The 19913-nt window shown below is 28.3% G+C and carries 20 protein-coding genes; 10 read left to right on the forward strand and 10 right to left on the reverse strand.

Features of this window, described 5'->3' with window-relative positions; all coding sequences use genetic code 11:
* Positions 1-8 precede the first annotated feature (8 nt).
* From ISS06_00595 to ISS06_00610, 4 genes are all read left to right on the forward strand, one after another.
* Positions 9-548 carry a peptidylprolyl isomerase gene (locus ISS06_00595; protein ID MBL7053687.1) on the forward strand — a complete coding sequence of 180 codons (540 nt, stop codon included), beginning with the start codon at positions 9-11 and terminating at the stop codon, positions 546-548.
* A 1-nt stretch (position 549) separates the two neighbouring features.
* Positions 550-741, forward strand: coding sequence for a hypothetical protein (locus ISS06_00600; GenBank protein MBL7053688.1), 192 nt, complete (start codon positions 550-552; stop codon positions 739-741).
* Positions 742-1127: 386 nt separating this feature from the next.
* Positions 1128-2039: a hypothetical protein gene (locus ISS06_00605; protein ID MBL7053689.1), complete on the forward strand. Its 912-nt coding sequence runs from the start codon at positions 1128-1130 to the stop codon at positions 2037-2039.
* Positions 2040-2124: 85 nt separating this feature from the next.
* Positions 2125-2424 (forward strand): hypothetical protein, encoded by a 300-nt coding sequence (locus ISS06_00610; protein MBL7053690.1) that lies wholly within the window; start codon positions 2125-2127, stop codon positions 2422-2424.
* Positions 2425-2548: 124 nt separating this feature from the next.
* Here the strand turns inward: ISS06_00610 and ISS06_00615 are convergent, their stop codons facing one another.
* From ISS06_00615 to ISS06_00630, 4 genes are read right to left on the reverse strand one after another with little or no spacing between them, the layout of a single operon-like run.
* Positions 2549-2773 (reverse strand): hypothetical protein, encoded by a 225-nt coding sequence (locus ISS06_00615; protein ID MBL7053691.1) that lies wholly within the window; start codon positions 2771-2773, stop codon positions 2549-2551.
* Between the two features lie 10 nt (positions 2774-2783).
* Complete coding sequence (locus ISS06_00620; GenBank protein ID MBL7053692.1) at positions 2784-4016, reverse strand: peptidoglycan DD-metalloendopeptidase family protein; 1233 nt, start codon at positions 4014-4016, stop codon at positions 2784-2786.
* On the reverse strand, positions 4006-5481 hold the full coding sequence (locus ISS06_00625) for a glutamate--tRNA ligase (protein MBL7053693.1): 1476 nt from the start codon (positions 5479-5481) through the stop codon (positions 4006-4008). Before ISS06_00625 ends, ISS06_00620 begins: the two co-directional genes overlap by 11 nt.
* A gap of 16 nt (positions 5482-5497) precedes the next feature.
* Entirely contained in the window at positions 5498-6379 is an 882-nt protein-coding gene (locus ISS06_00630; protein ID MBL7053694.1) for a glycosyltransferase, read from the reverse strand.
* A 180-nt stretch (positions 6380-6559) separates the two neighbouring features.
* Between ISS06_00630 and ISS06_00635 the strand changes: the two genes are divergently transcribed.
* Genes ISS06_00635 through ISS06_00660 form a run of 6 tightly spaced genes read left to right on the forward strand, consistent with a single transcriptional unit; the run spans position 6560 to position 13369 of the window.
* Positions 6560-9175: an AAA family ATPase gene (locus ISS06_00635; protein ID MBL7053695.1), complete on the forward strand. Its 2616-nt coding sequence runs from the start codon at positions 6560-6562 to the stop codon at positions 9173-9175.
* A gap of 5 nt (positions 9176-9180) precedes the next feature.
* Positions 9181-10563 carry a hypothetical protein gene (locus ISS06_00640; protein ID MBL7053696.1) on the forward strand — a complete coding sequence of 461 codons (1383 nt, stop codon included), beginning with the start codon at positions 9181-9183 and terminating at the stop codon, positions 10561-10563.
* A 34-nt stretch (positions 10564-10597) separates the two neighbouring features.
* Positions 10598-11332, forward strand: a complete 735-nt coding sequence (locus ISS06_00645) for a hypothetical protein (GenBank protein MBL7053697.1) — start codon at positions 10598-10600, stop codon at positions 11330-11332.
* A gap of 15 nt (positions 11333-11347) precedes the next feature.
* Positions 11348-11908, forward strand: coding sequence for a LemA family protein (locus ISS06_00650; protein ID MBL7053698.1), 561 nt, complete (start codon positions 11348-11350; stop codon positions 11906-11908).
* 14 nt (positions 11909-11922) lie between these two features.
* Positions 11923-12414 (forward strand): hypothetical protein, encoded by a 492-nt coding sequence (locus ISS06_00655; GenBank protein ID MBL7053699.1) that lies wholly within the window; start codon positions 11923-11925, stop codon positions 12412-12414.
* Positions 12415-12427: 13 nt separating this feature from the next.
* Positions 12428-13369, forward strand: a complete 942-nt coding sequence (locus ISS06_00660) for a methionyl-tRNA formyltransferase (protein MBL7053700.1) — start codon at positions 12428-12430, stop codon at positions 13367-13369.
* Between the two features lie 6 nt (positions 13370-13375).
* Here the strand turns inward: ISS06_00660 and ISS06_00665 are convergent, their stop codons facing one another.
* The 6 genes from ISS06_00665 to ISS06_00690 form a co-directional block, all read right to left on the reverse strand.
* Complete coding sequence (locus ISS06_00665) at positions 13376-13693, reverse strand: hypothetical protein (GenBank protein ID MBL7053701.1); 318 nt, start codon at positions 13691-13693, stop codon at positions 13376-13378.
* Between the two features lie 78 nt (positions 13694-13771).
* Positions 13772-15697 carry a penicillin-binding protein 2 gene (gene mrdA, locus ISS06_00670; protein ID MBL7053702.1) on the reverse strand — a complete coding sequence of 642 codons (1926 nt, stop codon included), beginning with the start codon at positions 15695-15697 and terminating at the stop codon, positions 13772-13774.
* Positions 15694-16227 carry a hypothetical protein gene (locus ISS06_00675; protein ID MBL7053703.1) on the reverse strand — a complete coding sequence of 178 codons (534 nt, stop codon included), beginning with the start codon at positions 16225-16227 and terminating at the stop codon, positions 15694-15696. Before ISS06_00675 ends, mrdA begins: the two co-directional genes overlap by 4 nt.
* Before the next feature lie 4 nt (positions 16228-16231).
* Positions 16232-16963, reverse strand: coding sequence for a rod shape-determining protein MreC (locus ISS06_00680; GenBank protein MBL7053704.1), 732 nt, complete (start codon positions 16961-16963; stop codon positions 16232-16234).
* A 7-nt stretch (positions 16964-16970) separates the two neighbouring features.
* On the reverse strand, positions 16971-19286 hold the full coding sequence (locus ISS06_00685; protein ID MBL7053705.1) for a hypothetical protein: 2316 nt from the start codon (positions 19284-19286) through the stop codon (positions 16971-16973).
* 4 nt (positions 19287-19290) lie between these two features.
* Positions 19291-19905 carry a hypothetical protein gene (locus ISS06_00690; protein ID MBL7053706.1) on the reverse strand — a complete coding sequence of 205 codons (615 nt, stop codon included), beginning with the start codon at positions 19903-19905 and terminating at the stop codon, positions 19291-19293.
* Positions 19906-19913: the final 8 nt, after the last annotated feature.

A 19913-nucleotide genomic window follows, 5' to 3' on the forward strand; every position in this document is an offset into this window, starting at 1 on the left:
AGTTAATTATGGAAATAGTTAAAGATGTTAAAAAAATAGAGCCAACTGAATTTGATGATTTGGTTAGCAAATACAAGCAAGCTATTATTAAAACAAGTTTAGGAGATATTAAGGTAGAACTTTATAACAATGATTCTCCTATTACTGTTAATAATTTTCTTAATTTAGCAAACAAAGAGTTTTATGATAACACAAAGTTTCATCGTGTAATAAAAAACTTCATGATTCAAGCAGGTGATCCAAATAGTAAAGACAATAATTGGGATGACGATGGCACAGGTGGTCCAGGATATTCATTTAAAGACGAGATAAATGAACATAAATTAGTAAAAGGAAGCTTAGCCATGGCTAACTCCGGACCAAATACAAATGGTTCTCAATTTTTTATTGTTACTGCTAATCAAACTTCTTGGCTTGATGGCCTGCATACTAATTTTGGATATGTTATTGACGGCTTGGATGTTATTGAAAAAATTGAAAAAACAGAGGCTAATGCAAGGGACCATCCAATAAATGATATAATTATAAAAAGTATTGTTTTAGAGTAAGATGGAATGTCAACAAAATAAAAATATAGTCAATTGTCCTTGTACTTATCCAGGTTGTCCCAGGAAAGGGGTTTGTTGTGAATGTATTAAATATCACAACCAAAGAAAAGAATTGCCTGCTTGTGTATTTTCAAAGCAAGCGGAAGCAACTTATGACAGAACGATTGAGAAATTCATACAAGATCAGAAATAGGGAGCAAGAATAATTGTAAATTAGGTTAAATAATTTGTTTTATAAATTTTTGTAAATAAAATTTACAATAAAAAAAGCCCTCTTTAATTAGAGGGCTTTTAATGGTAGGCATTAAAAAAATATTTGGTCTGTTTTTTAATCAGAGCGTCAATCCAATCCAAGGAGTATGTTGGAAGGCAATAGGAGAGAAGAGGTTCCTATTTAACTATAATTGCTCGAGAAAAACAGATATTGGAAAAAAGGAGGTTTTTCCAAATAAGCCAACATATAATTTTAATGCCTGAATTTTTCCACTCCTTAATTATATTTATATGATAACATATTTTTTTAAAAAAGTTATCCACAAACTATGATAAAAACAAATAATTTGATATACTAAATATAACATGAAATACAAAAATGAAATAAAATTATATAAAAGAACAAGAGCATCTAGACATTCTACTAGTAGAAAAAGATTCTTGCGCAAGCGTAATAAAAAATTAAAAATTTTAATATTTATATTGGCAATAATATTGGCAATAATATTTATTTTTTATTTTTTATTTTTTAGCAATTTTTTTAAAATTGATAAGGCAGCCATATCTTTTAATAACAGAAAATCTGAATTAATTTTAGAAGATGAAATTCAAGAAATAATTTCTGATTTCATGAATAAAAAATATTTTTCTATTTTAGCTGGAAATAATTTAATTCTTCTTAAAACTAATTTACTTAAAAATAAAATTAAGCAAGATTCAAGAATAAGTTCTGTTTTTATTAATAAAAAATTGTTTCCTCGTTGCAAATTGCTTGTAAAAATAGAGCAAGTTGAACCAGTAGCTAATTTAATTATCTTGGGAGATAAAAAAATATATTATTTAAACTCTCTAGGACAGATAATTATGCCTTCTACTAATAATTCTGGCAATCAATTATTATATGAAATGCCTGTATTTTATGACCAGAGTTCTATAAATATAAAAAAAGCAAATGTGGTAAAATTTTTTAATAATTTATTGTCCTTTATAAATAATTCTATTTTAAAAAATATAAATGGAGTAAATATAAACAAAATAGACATAGACGAAGAGGGGAGTATACTAACAGCCAAAATGACAACAATAGATAATTGGCAAATATTTATTAACTCAGAAATTAATATTAATGAACAATTAGTTAAATTAAATAAAATTTTATCGCAAAAAATTGGGATAGAGGAAAGAAAAGAATTAAAATATATTGACTTACGTTATGGCAACAAAATATTTCATAAATTCATAGATTTAGACGAAGAAGAAATAGAATCATTAGAATGATATTGACAAAAGTGATTTTTTTTGATATATATTGATATGTTCATATAAAATTCATTAAAACAACAATTAAAGGAGGAATATCACAATGAATCACACAGAAACAGGCAAGAAACGCGCCGTATTGATGCTAAAAGAGCTAATTGACAAGCAATTTGATGCACGGGCCAAAGTTCGAACATCTATTGAATTCAAGAAGCAAAAATGCATTGCAGTATCATTAATTCTTGATAATACTATTTCATCCAAAATACATTTTCAACCACCATTTGAATCATTTTTTGCTACTATTGACAAACCATCTAATGAAGATGATATAATGGAAACAATTGAAAGATGTGATGGACGACAAGCATTTATTCTTTGTGAAAAAAAACAAGAGGGCTAATAATTGGCCCTCTTTTTTGTATAAAATTAATTATTGAATAAAGAGTAGTGTTCAAGCGACGTAAAATGTATATTGTGCGACACTATCTATAACAAAACAGATACTACTCTCTCTTTATTTATTTCTATGGTAATATTGTTTTTTTAAGAAATGTTTCCTTTTCCGGGAAAAATACTCTTTGTTGCTGATGTTGCTCTATTTCAGCCCATATTTTAACATATTCTCTAACAAACACCGCTCCTAAGAAAAAAATTCCAAAAGTTATGATTCCCAACATAATTAAAGAAATAATTGGATGAATACTCTGCCTCCAAAAGCTGTTTAACCCATTTCTGTTATAATTTGACATAAATAAATTTTTATAATAAATAATCTTCTGGATTAACTGGCATGCCATTTAATCTTACCTCAAAATGTAAATGTGGTCCAGTGGAAAACCGACCAGCCCCATATGTTCCAGGCATCCCGCCTGTTCTAGCTACCCCCTGCCCTCTTTTTATGTATTCCCCTTCTTCCACTAAAAACTCACTCACATGTCCATATAAAGTTGAAAAATCATCATTATGAACAAGCAATAAATAACTATATCCAAGCCCCGCATTACGTGTTTTAGCCACATATCCAGAGGCAGGGGCTCTAATAAGTGTTCCCTGACTTGCTCTTAAATCTAGCCCCGAGTGTTCTCCTATCCAATTTCTATAAGGATAATCAGGGTCATGAAATCTAGATGTAATTCCCCTATTTGTTACAGGCCATGAAAAAATAATAATACCAGCTGGTTCCATCAAAGTTTCTCCTGACTCTTCTTTTGCTAGTTTGGCCCTAATCTCTCTTTCCATGCTAGCTATTTCATTTTCAATTTGTTTGTTTTCAGCTAAAATCTCTGCTAATAAGCTTTGGAACTTCCATTCTGCTCCTTGTGTTTCTGCTAATATATTTTTTTTTGTCTGCTCGGTTGAACTTAGTCGAGATTTTTTATTTATCAATTCAGCATCCATGTCAATCAAGTCATTTAATTCAACTCTAAGATTCTTTTCTTGAATTTCAAGTCCTTGTTTGACAAATTTTATTTGTTTTAAAAAATGATTTGTTTTTGATTGAAGCGAATTTAAATATCTAATACTATTAAAAATGGCTGATATTGAGTCATTAAATAAGATAATTTCTACAAAGCTTTGCTCGTCAGCAGAATTAATTGTTTGTAGGATATTTGATAAACTTGCTTTAATATTTATTATTTCTTTTTTATTATCTTCAATATTATATTGAATGTTTTTTATTGATAAATTTTTTGAATCAATTTTGACTTCTTGTTGTTGTATTTCTGTATTACTTTTAAATATTTGTATTTTTAAAATATCAATTTGATTTTTTAAGGTTACTGACTCATCTCTTTTTATATCAATTTTATCTTGATAAAATTCTTTCTGATTTTTTAAATCATTTATTTTTTGCTCCTTTGCTTTTATCTGTTTTTGAATTTCTTCTATTTCTTCTGAAAAAGAATTAGAAGCAAAAATATTTCTATTTTTAATAGGGGAAAAAATTATAATTAGTATAAAAATAAAAATTATTTTTTTATTATTTTTCATTATTTTTTATTTTAATTAAAATTTGATTGAGTATATTTAATACTTTTTCTTTGCCAAAAATTTCAGCAATTTGTTCTGGTGGAGGAGATTGTTTTTGCTTGGTTAAAGCTACTCTAAGAGGCCAAAAAAATTCTCCTAAACTTGAACAATTAGCTGTCCTTTTTTTTAAAACTTTCCTGATTTTTTTAGCAGTAAACAATATTTTAGGAATGCTTGATAAATCTTGCTTAATTTGTTTCAAATTAATCGCTACATCATTGATATCCATTTTTTTCCATAAAAGCATTTCTAAATCATATTTTAAGTTATCAACAAAAAAGAATTTACTTAAATCCCCTATTTCATTTAAATGCTTAATCCTGTCTTGCTCTAATTTTACAATTTTTTTTATCCTTTTAAAATTTATTAATTTGCCTGTAGCTTTTATCCTATATTTTTGTTTGTATTTGACTATTAATTCATCTTCAATCAAATAAGGAATACATTTGGTTGTTAATTTTTTTAATTTCATTTTTCTAATATAATGACCATTCATCCAATTAAGTTTTTTTAAATCAAAAATAGCGCCTGCTTTTTGAATATCTTTTAAGAAAAAATTATTAATTATTTGTTTTAAACTCAATATTTCTTTGTCATTATTGGGGTTCCATCCAAGTAATACTAAAAAATTAATTAAAGAGTTTTTTAAATATCCTTTTTTCAAATAATCTTCAACAGATACGCTTGCTTCTCTTTTTGATAATTTTGAACGATCAGTATTAAGAATAAGAGGCATGTGAGCAAATATTGGAATATTCCATGCCAATGCTTTATAAACCAGAATATGCTTTGGAGTTGATGACAACCACTCTTCTCCTCTAATAACATGCGTAATCCCCATTAAATGGTCATCTATTACATTTGCTAGATGATAAGTCGGCCATTTGTCAGATTTTAATAAAATAGGGTCATCAACGTGTTTTAAATCAAATTTAACCTTACCTCTAATTTTGTCTTTGAATTCAATACTCCCCTGCTCGGGTACTTTTAATCTAATAACATATTGGTCTCCTCTTTTTAATTTTATATCTATTTCTGCTTGGGTTAGGTGTTTACATCGACGGTCATATTTTGGAGCTTGCTTCACAGCAATTTGTTTGGCTCTCATTTCATCCAGGTCATTTTTTGAACAAAAACAATAATATGCTTTATTTTTATCTATTAACTGGTAAGCTATTTTTCTATATGTCTCGACCCTAGTTGACTGATAATAAGGCCCTTTATCCCATTTTAGTCCCATTTTTTTTAAAATTTTAATTAATTTTTTGTCAGCCCCTGGGATGTATCTCTCTCTGTCTGTATCCTCTATACGCAAAATTAACTTACCTTTATTTTTTTTAGCATAAAGCCAATTATAAAGATAAGTCCTAAATCCTCCTATATGTAAATAGCCTGTTGGGCTAGGAGCAAAACGTACTTTGACCATAAAAATATGTAATTTATTATTTAGTGCTTTCAACTCTTTGCCAAATTTTTGCCAGTTTTGGTTGAAATATTTTTATTTTTAAAAAAATTAAAAACCATAAATATATTCTAGCCAAAAAAAGTACAAAAGTCCAAAGAAATTCTTTAATTGTTTTAGGAAAAAATAAGAATAAAATTACTCCATCTTTTATTTCTTGCCAAAATGTTCTAGTTTTTAATTTATGATTAGTTGTTTGTATAAATTTTTGTTTATATCCTCCTGTTGACCTAAGTTTTTGCTTCATCCAGTCCTTAAAATTATCAGGATACTTAACATAAACAATTGATTTAGGAGAATATGATATGTTATATCCCTTTGATTTGATGATTTGCGTTATTAATCCATCTTCTGCTAGAACATTTTTTGGAATTTGGCTAATTATATTTCTAAATGAATATAAATATCCTGAACAAGGAAAGTTTGTTTTTGTCATTCTCCACTTATGAGCCGCATGAGTTAAAAAATGAGACCAATATCCTAGCATTTGTTTTCTTGAGTTAAGACTAACGGGCCTGCCAGTAATTGCTCCTATTTTTTTATCTTTAAATGGCCTTATAAGAGATTCAAGCCCTTTATTATCAATATAAACATCTCCATCAGTTAAAATTAAAATATCTCCTTTTGCTTTTTTAAAGGCGAGATTAAGGGCAGCTGGTTTACCTTCTGCTTTGTCTTTTAAATATTTAATATATTTATATCTTTGAGATAATTTAGTCACAATTTTAGCTGTTTGCTTGTCAGGACCAATAACTAAAATTTCAATTTTATAATTTTTATCTAATCGGCTACGCAATATTTCATCAATTGCTTTTAAAAGAGTTCCCTCTTCTCTGCAGGTTGTAATAATAATAGAAATCATTTTATTTTTCTTTCAATATTATTTTATAATTATAGCATAATTACAAAATAATCAAAATGCTTTACCAAGTTAAAATATTTTAGTAAAATATAAAATAATTCTTAATTTAAAAATTTTAATTTTCTTTTCTTAGCACTCTATGTCCTTGACTGCTAATATTATTATGTTATAATATATATTATGAATAACTTTACTATCAAAGCGCAGGAAGCAATTCAAACAGCGCATAATATAGCAATTGAAAACAATCAACAACAAGTTGATGTAAGTCATCTAATACTTGCCCTGCTGACACAAACAGATGGTGTTATTTTAGCTGTCTTAAAAAAAATGGAAATAGACATAGCTAAATTAAAAATAAAAGCTGATAATTTAATTAAATCAGCTCCAAAAATTAAGCAAGAACAAACTGCTAATGTTGCAGAAATGTTTATTTCTCCCTTGCTTCAAAAAACTATATTCATGGCATCAAGAGAAGCAAAAAAAATAAAAGATGAATATGTTAGTACAGAACATTTTTTTCTAGCAATTCTTACAATCCCCTCAACATTAAAAGATGCATTAAATAAAGAATTTCAAATTGATTATGAGAAAATATTAAAAATATTAGCAGATGTTCGTGGTTCTGAAAGAATAACTGAGCCAGACCCTGAGAGCAAGTATCAAGCATTAGAAAAATATACTGTAAATTTAACAAAAATGGCTCGTAACGAAGAAATTGATCCAATTATTGGTAGAGATAATGAAATAAGAAGGATTATTCAAGTATTGAGTAGAAGAAAAAAAAATAATCCTGTTTTAATTGGTGAAGCAGGTGTTGGCAAAACAGCTATTGCAGAAGGATTAGCCCAAAGAATTGTAGCCAAGGATGTTCCAGAGTCATTAAAAAATAGAGAATTAGTTTCGCTTGACCTAGGAGGAATGATTGCTGGTACAAAATTTAGAGGAGAATTTGAAAGCCGATTAAGGGCAGTTTTAAGAGAAATAAAAAAATCAGGGAATTATATCCTTTTTATTGACGAAATGCATACTTTGGTTGGTGCAGGTGGAGCAGAAGGGTCAATTGATGCTTCAAATATGTTAAAACCAGCCTTGGCCAGAGGAGAATTGCATTGCATAGGGGCAACAACCTTAAAAGAATACCAAAAACATATTGAAAAAGATGCAGCTTTAGAACGTCGATTTCAACAAGTTTACGTGAAAGAACCAAATATAGAAGATGCAATTACTATTTTGCGAGGGATAAAAGAAAAATATGAAATACATCATGGCGTAAGAATCACGGACAAGGCAATTATAGCTGCTGTTAATCTATCAAAAAGATATATAAGTGATCGATTTTTGCCAGATAAAGCAATTGATTTAATGGATGAAGCCTGTTCAGCACTAAGAATGGAAATAGAAAGCCAGCCAGAAGAATTAGATAAATTGCAACGAAAATATAGACAAATTGAATTAGAAATTGCTGTTTTAAAAAAAGATAAAAAAGCCAAACAGCAAAAAGCAAAGTTAAACAAAAAATTAGCAAATTTAAGAGAAAAAATTAAAGCAATTAAAATTAGATGGAAGACAGAAAAAGACATTATTACTAAAATCCATAAAACAAAAGAAACTATTGATAAATTAAAACAAGAATCTGAAATTGCTGAAAGAGAAACAAAATTACAAAAAGTAGCCGAAATAAAATACGGATTAATCCCAGAATTAAATAAAAAAATAAAAACATATCAATCCAGATTAAAAAAGATTCAAAAAAATGAAAGAATATTAAAAGAAGAAATTGGAGAAGAAGAAATAGCTAAGATTGTATCTAGGTGGACAGGAATTCCAGTATCTAAAATGATGCAAGCAGAGAGCGAAAAACTAGCCAACATGGAACAAGAGATTCATAAAAGATTAATTGGTCAAGCAAAAGCTGTCATGGCCGTTGCTAATGCAATTAGAAGGTCTATGGCAGGAATATCAGAAGAAAACAAACCAATTGGTTCATTTATTTTTCTTGGTCCAACAGGGGTTGGCAAAACAGAATTAGCAAAAAGTTTAGCAGAATTTTTATTTAATACTGAAGAAGCGTTAGTTCAAATAGATATGTCAGAATATATGGAAAGTCATGCTGTCTCAAAAATAATTGGGTCCCCTCCTGGTTACATAGGATATGATGAGGGGGGGCAATTAACAGAAATTGTTAGAAAAAGACCGTATTCTGTAATTCTTTTTGATGAAATAGAAAAAGCCCATCCAAAAATATTTAATATTTTATTACAAATATTAGACGAAGGAAAGCTTACTGACGCTAAAGGCAGAACAGTTAATTTTAAAAATACTGTTATTATAATGACTTCGAATATCGGAACTGATTTAATAAAAGATTATTCATCAAAATCTAATATTGGATTTGAATCAGAAAAAACCAAGCAAACGCAAGGAGAAATAATAGAGGAAAAGATTTATGAATCCCTAAGAAAAACATTTAAACCAGAATTTTTAAATAGAATTGACGAAACAATTATATTTCATACTCTCGCAAAAAAACATATTAAAAAAATTGTTGACTTGCAATTAAAAAAAGTAGCTATTAGATTAAAAACAAAAAAGCTTAAATTAGTGGTTACAGATAAGGCAAAAGATCTTTTAACAGAGCTTGGGTATGATATAACATATGGAGCTAGGCCGTTAAAAAGAGTAATTCAAAAAGAAATTCTTGACAAACTTGCTTTAAAAATGATTAGTGGACAAGCAGACAAAAAAAGAGTCTTTAGGGTTGATGTAAGGAATAAAAAAATATTTATAAAATAAATTTAATGCCTAGATTTTTACACATACTATTAATTTCTATTTTAGGATTTCTATTTTTCCCTCTTAATGTCTTCGCTCTTTTTGAGCCAAATTATATTATTTCTGATCATGACCTAACTAATTATCAAGCAATGGATGTTGGACAAATTCAAGCATTTTTAGATAAAAAAGGAGGAGGAATTGCAAATTATTACACTAATGACGTTGATGGTATTAAAAAATCAGCTGCAACCATAATACATAGAGCCGGTCAAGAATATAAAATAAATCCAGAATTTCTAATAACATTATTACAAAGAGAAAAAAGCTTGATAACCAAGCAATCTCCTACACAAGATGATTATAATTGGGCTACTGGTTTTACTTGCTATGACTATCAATCCCCTGTTAGTAAATACAGGGGCTTTGCTTTGCAAGTAGATAGAGCTGCATGGAGATTTAATTATTATTTAGACCATCCTTGGCAATTTAGATATAAGATTGGAACAAAAACAACCACTCTTATCAACTGGAAAGACCGCCCGCTTGTTCAAGAACACGGCCACATTATTTATCCTAGTAATATGGCCACGGCTGGTCTTTACAACTATGCTCCTCATCTTTTTGATAATTGGCTATTCAAAGAAATCTGGGATAATTGGTTTGTACAAGAGATTGCTAAAGAGACAAATGGGACAATTGTAAGAGCTGAAAATGAAGCAGGCGTTTGGCTTATTCAAAATAACAAAAAAAGACCCTTTCGCTCAAAAAGTGTTTTTTTAATTGGATATGATTTTAAAAATGTTAAAATAATAGACAAAGAAAAGCTTGATTCTTACGAGATTGGCGAACCAATGGGCTTTCCAAATTATTCTTTGATTCAATCCCCTGATAAAATAATATATATGATTGTTGAAGACAAAAAACGCCCTATTTCAGAAGAAATATTTAAAGCAATTGGATTTCATCCTGATGAAATTATAGAAGTTGAATTTAATGATATTAATCTTTACAAGACAGGCAATACAATAAAATCACCATACCCAACCGGGGCCTTATTGCAGGACAGTAAAACAAATAGCGTTTTTTATGTTAAAGGAGATATCAAATATCCAATTATTGACATAACAATTTTAAAAAACAATTATCCATATAGCTCTCTTATAAAAGTAGATTCAGACGAACTTAATCAGTATAAAATGTCTAGCCCAATTAAATTCAAGGATGGATCATTGATAAAAATAGTAAATGATCCATGTGTCTATCTTATTAGCAATAGTAAAAAAATGCCTATTTTCTCGGAAGAAGTATTCAAAACAATGGGATATCAATGGGAATCGGTTATTAATGTGTCAAAACCAGTATCAAATATACATGAATTAGGAGATGTTTTAATGATTACACAATAAAATTATGTTATCTTTTTCTGTTATAATTCCAAATATGCCAATTATTATTCCTGAAATTAATTCAGGCAAACTTGATTTATTCAAAAAAACAAATCATTCAATCAAAAATATATCTCAAGCAAAATCTTTATTAGCTCCTGATTCAATAATAGTTTTATCTAGTCATTTGCCAATTTTTAATAATGCTATGGCTCTTAATTTGTCTGAAGAATATATTACTAATTTTGCTAAATTTGGCAATTTAAAAACAACAATTAAATTTAAACCAGCTATTGAACTCTCTCATAAAATTAAAGAAAAATTTGAAACAGATAAAATTAAATTAACAATGATAACTCAAACAAATATCGACCATCAAATATCTATTCCTTTGTATTATTTTGATAAAAACTGTCCCATAGTGCCAATCTCTCATTCATGTTTGAGCCCCAAAGACCATTATAATTTCGGGAAAAAATTAAAACAAGAGATTTTATTTACAAATAAAAAAATAGGAATAATTGCTTCTTCTAATTTTTTTCATGGACCTAAAAATAACAAAGATGAAGTTAATAAAAAACTTATAAAATATATTAAAAAAAATCAAATTCATGATTTTTTAGAATTTTTAAGTAAACTTATCGCGAGCAACAAAGAATACATGGACTTGCTGTCTTTATGTCTTCTTTTTGGTATACTATATAAAACAAATTATAAAACAAAAATTCTGTCCTATGAGTCAATGGATAATAAAGGATTTTTAGTGACAGACTTTGATATAATTAATTAACTTTTAATAAATATTATGACTAATTATTATTTATGGATTTTAATAGGGATTATTGCTGTAATTATTTTATGGATAATTGCATCATATAATTCTTTAATTCGTTGGCAAAACAGAACAAAAGAATCATGGTCAGACATTGATGTTCAATTGAAGCGTCGCTATAATTTAATTCCGAATTTAATTAAAACCGTCAAAGCATATGCTACTCACGAAAAAGAAGTTTTTGAAAAAGTTACAAAAGCCAGAACAACAGCCATGGGAGCACAAAATCCAACTAAAAAAGCCAGTGCTGAAAAAGGTTTATCAGGAGCTTTAAAATCTCTTTTTGCAGTATCAGAAAATTATCCTGAATTAAAAGCATCTGCTAATTTTAAATCTCTTCAAGATGAACTTGTTGATACAGAAAATAAAATTCAAGCAGCTAGACGATTTTATAATAGTAATGTTCGAGACTTTAATACAAAACAAGAAATTTTCCCCACTAATTTAATAGCTCAAATATTTAATTTTAAAAAATCTGAATTTTTTGAACTTGAAGAAAAAGATGCTAGGACAGTTCCAGAAGTAAATTTTTAAATTTTAAATAGACCATGAAAAAAAATAAAGAAATAAAAACTACCTTAAAACGCAAGACCTCTATTCATAAAGCTAAAAAAAATAAAACAACTAAAGAAACAGATATACAAAAAGTTGTTAATCATTTTTTTTATAGCAAAGGAATAAATTTAGAACAAATAAAAAAAGATTGTAAGAAAAGAAAAATAATATATTCTCGTTTTACCAGGCCAGCTAAACAATTATTAGAATTAGCTGGTTCTTTAAAAAAATCAAAACAAGCAATTGATAAAATTTCACAATGGGCAAAATCAAGAAACCTTGATTATTCTATTGAAACAATCTTTAAAAAATGGCTCGAATTAGATAAATTAAAACCAAAAGAAATTGTTAAAAAACCATTTTATCAAGGAAACCCAATGATATGGAGTCAATCAAAAAAGGCCTGGTTTGTAATAGTTGATGATAATGAGTGGCGCGAATTTGCAGGAGAAGAAAAAGATATTAAATGGAAAAAGATAAAATAAATTTTATAATCTAATGAATAAAAAATATAAAATTGTTTTTTTTGGTACACCTGAATTTGCTGAAATAATATTAAAAAAATTAATTAAAACAAAATTCAAACCAATAGTAACTATCACTTGTCCTGATAAATTAATTGGTCGGAAGCAAATTTTATCCCCATCTTTGACTAAAAAGATAAGCATTAATAATAAAATTGATGTTTGGCAACCAAAATCTTTAAACAATAATGATAAAATTACAAATAAATTATTAAAAATTCAGCCAGATTTATTCATTGTAACAGCTTATGGGCTAATTCTACCTAAAAAAATTTTAGATATACCAAAATATGGATGTATTAATATACATCCATCTCTTTTGCCAAAATATAGAGGTGCCTCCCCTATTCATCAATCTATTCTCTCTTTAGACAAACAAACAGGAGTTAGTATTATTCTTATGGATGAAAAAATGGATCACGGCGATATAATTATTCAGCAAGAAATTGAAATTAAATTAACTACTTATAAAGAATTATCTAAAAAATTAGCAAACATAGGAGCTGATTTATTAATTGAAATTTTACCAAAATGGTTTAAAAATAAATTAAAACCAATTCCACAAAATCATCAACAAGCAAGCTTTACATATAAAATAAAAAAAACAGATGGGAAAATTAATTGGAACCAATCTGCTAAAAAAATTGAAGCGAGTATTAGGGCCTATAATCTTTGGCCTAATTCATATACTATTTTAGATAATAAAATTTTAAAAATTATTGAAGCTAATATTTTAAAAATTAAAAAAAGAGAGCCCGTGGGTAAAGTTTTTTTATCTAAAGATAAAAAAATATGTGTTAGTTGTCAAAAAAACGCTTTAATTCTTGAAAAAATACAAATACAAGGAAAGAAAATAATAACATCTAGGGATTTCTATAATGGTCACCCTGATATTATTAATTTTGTTTTGTTATAATTTTTTTTATTCCAACTTTTCAGGTGAATCATCTGAAAAATCTTCTGAATCCGAAGGAATATTTTCAGATGATGAAGGAATATTTTCAGAAAACTCTGGGGCAGATGGCTGTACTGGAGTTTTTTCTTCTTCTGTCTTGGTTGGCAGAGAAGGTTCTTTAGCTACAATTGGTAAATTTTTTTCTCCTTTTAATGACAAAAAAAGCAAAATTAAACCAATTAAAGCGATTCCAATAATAATCAAATAATGAATATCAAGAAAGAGTAATACGATTGCAATTAAAAGAAAAATTATTCCAATTATTAGGTTAATTTTTTTGTTCATATTTCTTAAAATAATTATTTAATTAAATATCGACTTTTATTTTCTAAATTATAACAATTTTATTTGACTAAAACAAGCTTATTCATCAAAAAACCATTCTAAAAGCTCTTTGGCAACCGGAACAGCTACTTTGCTCCCTTCTCCCCCGTTTTCTATCAAAACAACAAAAGCTATCTCTGGATTTTCATATGGAGCAAACCCAATAAACCATGCGTGTGGCTCTTTATCTCCTCCAACCTGAGCTGTACCAGTTTTGCCAGCCACATTTATTTTAAGTGTAGATAATCTTTTAGCACTCCCGGTTGTGACAGCTCTTCTTAGCCCTGTTTTTATTAATTCAATGCTTTCTTGAGATACAAAATTTTGTCTTAAAATTTTTGGAGATATTTGTTGATTTGTTTGATTAGCTTGTGCTTGTATTTCTTTAACCAAAGACGGTTCAAACAATGTGCCATTATTTGCTATAGCAGAAATATAATTAACTACTTGAATTGGAGTAACTAAAACATCTCCTTGTCCTATTGAAACATGATAAGTATCTCCAATATACCATTGTTCTTTTTTTACTGCTTGTTTCCATTCTGGATTTGCTATTAAGCCAGCCCTTTCAGTTGGTAAATCAATATTTGTTAGTTGATTTAATCCAAATAAATTAGTATAAAAATGTATTTTATCAATACCCAACCCGTTAAATTTTTCAAAACCGCCTCCAATATAATAAAAAAATGTATTAACTGATTCTGATAATGCTTTTATAACATCTGTATATCCATGCCCTCCTTTTTTCCAGTCAGCAAAAAACCATTTATCAACATTTATTCCTCCGGTAGAATAAATTAATGTTCTCCCGCTAATTACTTCTTCTTCAAGAGCTCCAATTGCAATAATTGGTTTTATAATTGATCCAGATGGATATTCTCCAGCTATTGCTCTAAAAACAAGTGGTTTATCTGGGTTATTAATAATGCTCTCATATTTTATTTTGTCAGAATCAATAAAAATATTATTATCATAACTAGGCCAGCTAAACATCGCTAAAATTTGACCATTAGATGGATTCATTGCTATTATTGTGCCAGCTCTACTTTTGTTTTTTTTAATATGTTTTATTAAAATTTCAGATATTTTCCTTTGCAATTCAGCATTTATTGAAAGAACTATATTTTGCCCTGAAATAGATTTTTCTTGAAAAATTATATTTTTTTCTTTACCCAAAGAATCAACTTCTATTTTTTTTCTGCCATATTTACCTTTTAAAACATCTTCGTAATACAATTCTATTCCCGTCTTCCCTATATTATCTGTAATTAAATAATCTGGATACTTGGTTAATTCAAGTTTGTTTAATTTACCAACATATCCCAAAATATGAGAAAAATTTGCTGGCATTAAATAATAACGTTGACTACTTGGCTCAAGTAAAATGCCTTGCAAATTATTGACCACTAGCATTAATTTCATTGCATTTAAATGACTTAAATTATTTTTGAGAATAACTTTATTATATGAATATGTATTTAAATTTTCAAAAATTTTAATTTGTTCTTGGGTGGATATTTCAAGTTCCTCCATCTTTTTATTCAAAGCATTGATAATGGTTGCCTTGATTAGCTCGTCTTTTGGCAGGTCTCCGGGCACTACAATTAATGAAAATTTTGGAATATTTTCTACTAATAAATTAAGATTTGAGTCATAAATAAGCCCTCTATCTGGTTTTATTTTAGTTATTCTAATTCTATTCCCTTCTGCAATATTTTCATATTTATTTCCTAAAACAATTTGTAGCCAAGTAATTCGCCCAATAATAATTAAAAAACAGAAGATAAATAAAAAATAGAGCCAATAAATTCTACTATTTTTAATTGGCTCAACCAAAGTTGATGCATCCATGCTTTCTTGGTTGGTTGAGGTGTAGTCAAACTCTACTGGATTATATGAAGATTTTTCTATTTTATTATCTCTAATACTATTATCTTTTAATTTTATTGAAAACAAATCTTTCATGATTTATGAAAATTAAATTTTGTCATTTTTAAAACAAAAATCATAAAAACAACTAAAAACCCTTGCAAAAATAACAATAAAAAAATATTAGATATATAAATTTCATTAATATTAATTTTTGTTTCTAATAAATTAAAAAAATAATAGATGTAATTAAGCCCTAAAAAAAATATTTGCCAAACAAAACTCATTAAAAATCCAGTAATAAAAATATTTAAAGAACTTGATAAATTTAATTTTTGAACAATAAATTTATAACTAATACAGGCACTTAAAAATAATGACAAAAACATTAATCCTTTTGGAAAAATAGAATATATGTCTAACAAAATTCCAGCCCAAGCAAAGAATATCAATAGATTATAAGGAATATTTTTATTAGATGGCATTTTGATTGAATATATTATCGCCAAGACAATAATTAAAACAAAAACTAAAGAAATGTCTTTAAATATAAATGTTAAAGATAAATTTAATACAAAAAAAATTAAAATTAGTAAAAGAATTGAAAAAAATTTAAAAATTTCCATATGTTTATTTTGGAAGTATAATAGAAGCTATCCTAAAATTCTTATTAAAAAAAGATTTTATAATTATATCCTTAAAAATAGTGCTCGTATTTTCATTTATTGCATCTATTTTTCCAATAATTATACCTCTTCTAATATTTTCTTGTAACCCAGAAGTAATAATAAAATCATCAATATTTACTTTTTTATTTGATGGAACATATTCTATTTTTATGGTTGATTCATACTGCCCCTTGATAATTCCTGACACAATATTGTTTGTTTGTTCATTATCATTAACATTGCTTAAAATATCTGCTGAAATTAAAGACCTATAGTCAAATATTGGCATTAAAAATGAATAATAATCCGTTGTTTTGTATATTTTACCTATCAAAAACCCTCTGGCATCAACAACTGCTAGCCCGTTGATTACCCCATCATTTTTTCCTTTATCTAATAATGTCCAGTTGGAATCAACTCCTATTTTTCTACCGATAACGTTAGTTAAAATAAATTTATCTTTTGATTTCTCAAGAAAATTAAGATGTTTTCTTAAAATTTGATTTTCATTTTGAAATATTTTAATTTGAGTTTTTTCATCACAAATATTATTATCAAGATTGTTTTGAACTAAAGAAAAAGAAAAAAATCTTTGTAAAGGGCTTAAAAGAAAATAAAAAACATTTTCTCCTTTAAAGAGAAAAATGAAAAAAAATAAAACAATAATAATTAAAAATATTATTTTTTTTATCATAAAAAAATTATTCTGAACCAGGAGTTGAAGTCGTGTTACCTTCTTCAATGACTGGAGTTATTGATGATGTGTTTCCAATTATTGGACCATCTTCATATATTTCTCCAACCAAAATCTCTATTACATCTTCCCATTTAAACCCTAGCATTTCAAATATTTCTCCTGATTGAAAAGCTCTTTTTTTATTATCTTCAATAAAATAAATACCTGAACTGTTAGGATATTTAATCAAAGTCCCATTTAATCGTCCGCTTATGATATCGCCATCCTCATAAACTTCATTGATGGGAATTTCTATTACGTCTTCCCATTTAAATCCTATCATCTCAAATATTTCTCCTGATTGAAAAGCTCTTTTTTTATTATTTTCAATAAGATAAACTCCCGGACTATCAGGATACTTAATCAATGTATTATTAGGTCTTCCTTGTATTTGAACAATGAATTGGAAACTATTTATTAACATTTCAAAACAGGTTTTGAAATTTGATTTTTTTTCTATACCAATGTTATAAGAAATTGCATAGACCCTATCCTCTTTAGCAGTATATATTGTTAATTTTTCAGGATTCCATATAGCTGGTTGATTGTCTATAATTGTCTCAAATAATAATTCTTCTGCAATGTCTGGAGATTGTCTTAAATACCATTCTTTTGGAGATAATTTTTCTAAATTATTTTCCACTGTGATGCTAAAAAATTCTCCAGTATTAGTAATCACTAATACTTCTTGATTAGCTGTTTCTGGCAATGCTCTGGCCAACCATGAACTTGGATAGAAAAAACTATAGGAATAAGTTGGGTTGGTATAAACATTAATTAACCCAGAACTGGCAAGTTGTGCTTCTCCAGAATTTAATGGGTGCATTAATGTAAGAACCTCTTGTCCATCAGGGTTTCCGTCACCATCAGTGTCAGGATTATTTATTTGAGTTGTAAAAATATTTTCTTCTATATTAGTTAATCCATCATTATCTGAATCAATGCTTAGAGGGATATTTGGAGCAATTTGGAATTTCTCAATTTTTGGAGTTGTTTTATCCTTGGCAACTAGAATAGCAAAAATTTTTGAAGGCAAAATATCAAAATTAATAGATAACGTATTCTTATTCGTGTCCAAAATAGATTCAAGAGGTGTCCATAGATTATCTTTAAAATATCCTAAAACTAAGTGCTCTTCCCAATCAGCATTAATAAATTCTTGATTATATGATATTTTTAGTCTAACTGACTCAGAAAAAACAAGTGAAAAATCATTTGGCTCAATATTAAAATTATAGATGGTTTCAATAACCTTGTATGAAGATTCTTCTACCAAAAATTCTTGCTGTAATTTATTTGTCCATAATTGAGATGTAATATTCATTTCAAATGTAGTATTCTCATTAATTGCTCCGGCTGGCAAATAAAATTCAATTTCTGCAATTTTTTTGTTTTCATTATTAACCGCCTCGGTTGTAATTATTTGTTCTGCTGATAAAACCTCTTCAATTATCGATTCTTCCTCTATTGGCTGTTCTTCTTCTTTAATTGTCTCTTCTGCTTGTTCTTCTTCTTTTACCTCTCCTTCTGTTGGCGCTGGCTCTGCTTGTTCTTCTTCTTTTACCTCTGTTTGTGGTTGAGGTTGTTCTTGAACTGATTGATAATAATTATTCATCCACATAAAAAAACCAAAGCCACCGCCACCAAGTAGTAAAATAATTAAAATTACAAAAATTATTATATTTTTCTTTTTCTTTCTTTTTTTCTTTTTTGGTTTAAATTTTTTAAATTTACCGGGCATTGTATAAACCTTTCCCTTAGAAGATGCTCCTTCTTGGGCTGCTTTTTCAATAATTTCTTTTTTAGCTAACTCAGGCGTTTCAAATTCCTCTTGTTTTGTATCAATCTTCTGGAGCTGAGGAGCTGGAACTGAACCAGCCGGCTTTGGGGCTGGTTGAGGCACAGAAGTTGGCTGAGGAGCAGGAACTGAACCAGCCGACTCAGGGGCTGGTTGAGGAGCAGGAGTTGGCTGAGGAACTGGAACCGAACCAGCCGACTCAGGGGCTGGCTGAGGAGCAGGAGTTGGCTGAGGAGCAGGAACTGAACCAGCCGACTCAGGGGCTGGTTGAGAAGCAGGAGTTGGCTGAGGAACTGGAACCGAACCAGCCGACTTTGGGACTGGTTGAGGAGCAGGAGTTGGCTGAGGAGCAGGAGTTGGCTGAGAAACAGGAGTTGGCTGAGGAACTGGAACCGAACCAGCCGGCTTTGGGGCTGGTTGAGGAGCAGGAGTTGGCTGAGATTGAGGAGACGAATTATTTGTTTTATTTTTATCTTCAAACATAAAATTATTTTAATTTTTTTATTTCTTCTTGTAAATTAAATAATAAAGCACCTACGTCTGGATTATTTGGGTCTTTTCTGTTTTTTATTTCATCTCCGTCAGTATTTCCATCTCCATCAGTATCTTTATTTAAAGGATCTGTTAAATAAATTTTTACTTCTTCATAATCTGATAATCCATCATCATCTGAATCTATTTTATTTTTATTTGTGCCCAACGCTGATTCTTCTTCGTCTTTAAGTCCATCCCTGTCAGCATCATCGTTGATGTCTTTTTTAATAATTGATTCATCTTTTTCTTGAACATTTACTTCTGGAGCTGGATTGACTATCGGAATAATAATTTCTGGCTGGTTAGTTTGTTTTAAATTTTTCCAACCATACAATGCTCCCCCAACAACCATTATTACTATAATTATAAGTATGGTTGGTTTTAAAAATTTTTTCAATAATAATTTTTTTGGCAAAGGATTATCAACATTCACTTGTCTCACTTTAATTGGAGATTTGTTCTTGTTAGCCATTAAATCAGCTTCTTGCTTAAATGTCTCTTGATTTGTTTGTTTTTTAGAAGACCTTTCAACTTCTTTAAAAATATCTTCTATTTTTTCTTCTGACATAAATATAA

Source organism: Patescibacteria group bacterium (genome assembly GCA_016784145.1).
GTDB lineage: Bacteria > Patescibacteriota > Patescibacteriia > UBA2591 > UBA6264 > BS150m-G65.

Bases quoted from the DNA above. Each gene is read 5' to 3' on its own strand.
- ISS06_00595 (MBL7053687.1), top strand. From the start codon at position 9: ATGGAAATAGTTAAAGATGTTAAAAAAATAGAGCCAACTGAATTTGAT.
- ISS06_00600 (MBL7053688.1), top strand. From the start codon at position 550: ATGGAATGTCAACAAAATAAAAATATAGTCAATTGTCCTTGTACTTAT.
- ISS06_00605 (MBL7053689.1), top strand. From the start codon at position 1,128: ATGAAATACAAAAATGAAATAAAATTATATAAAAGAACAAGAGCATCT.
- ISS06_00610 (MBL7053690.1), top strand. From the start codon at position 2,125: ATGAATCACACAGAAACAGGCAAGAAACGCGCCGTATTGATGCTAAAA.
- ISS06_00615 (MBL7053691.1), bottom strand. From the start codon at position 2,773: ATGTCAAATTATAACAGAAATGGGTTAAACAGCTTTTGGAGGCAGAGT.
- ISS06_00620 (MBL7053692.1), bottom strand. From the start codon at position 4,016: ATGAAAAATAATAAAAAAATAATTTTTATTTTTATACTAATTATAATT.
- ISS06_00625 (MBL7053693.1), bottom strand. From the start codon at position 5,481: ATGGTCAAAGTACGTTTTGCTCCTAGCCCAACAGGCTATTTACATATA.
- ISS06_00630 (MBL7053694.1), bottom strand. From the start codon at position 6,379: ATGATTTCTATTATTATTACAACCTGCAGAGAAGAGGGAACTCTTTTA.
- ISS06_00635 (MBL7053695.1), top strand. From the start codon at position 6,560: ATGAATAACTTTACTATCAAAGCGCAGGAAGCAATTCAAACAGCGCAT.
- ISS06_00640 (MBL7053696.1), top strand. From the start codon at position 9,181: ATGCCTAGATTTTTACACATACTATTAATTTCTATTTTAGGATTTCTA.
- ISS06_00645 (MBL7053697.1), top strand. From the start codon at position 10,598: ATGCCAATTATTATTCCTGAAATTAATTCAGGCAAACTTGATTTATTC.
- ISS06_00650 (MBL7053698.1), top strand. From the start codon at position 11,348: ATGACTAATTATTATTTATGGATTTTAATAGGGATTATTGCTGTAATT.
- ISS06_00655 (MBL7053699.1), top strand. From the start codon at position 11,923: ATGAAAAAAAATAAAGAAATAAAAACTACCTTAAAACGCAAGACCTCT.
- ISS06_00660 (MBL7053700.1), top strand. From the start codon at position 12,428: ATGAATAAAAAATATAAAATTGTTTTTTTTGGTACACCTGAATTTGCT.
- ISS06_00665 (MBL7053701.1), bottom strand. From the start codon at position 13,693: ATGAACAAAAAAATTAACCTAATAATTGGAATAATTTTTCTTTTAATT.
- mrdA (MBL7053702.1), bottom strand. From the start codon at position 15,697: ATGAAAGATTTGTTTTCAATAAAATTAAAAGATAATAGTATTAGAGAT.
- ISS06_00675 (MBL7053703.1), bottom strand. From the start codon at position 16,227: ATGGAAATTTTTAAATTTTTTTCAATTCTTTTACTAATTTTAATTTTT.
- ISS06_00680 (MBL7053704.1), bottom strand. From the start codon at position 16,963: ATGATAAAAAAAATAATATTTTTAATTATTATTGTTTTATTTTTTTTC.
- ISS06_00685 (MBL7053705.1), bottom strand. From the start codon at position 19,286: ATGTTTGAAGATAAAAATAAAACAAATAATTCGTCTCCTCAATCTCAG.
- ISS06_00690 (MBL7053706.1), bottom strand. From the start codon at position 19,905: ATGTCAGAAGAAAAAATAGAAGATATTTTTAAAGAAGTTGAAAGGTCT.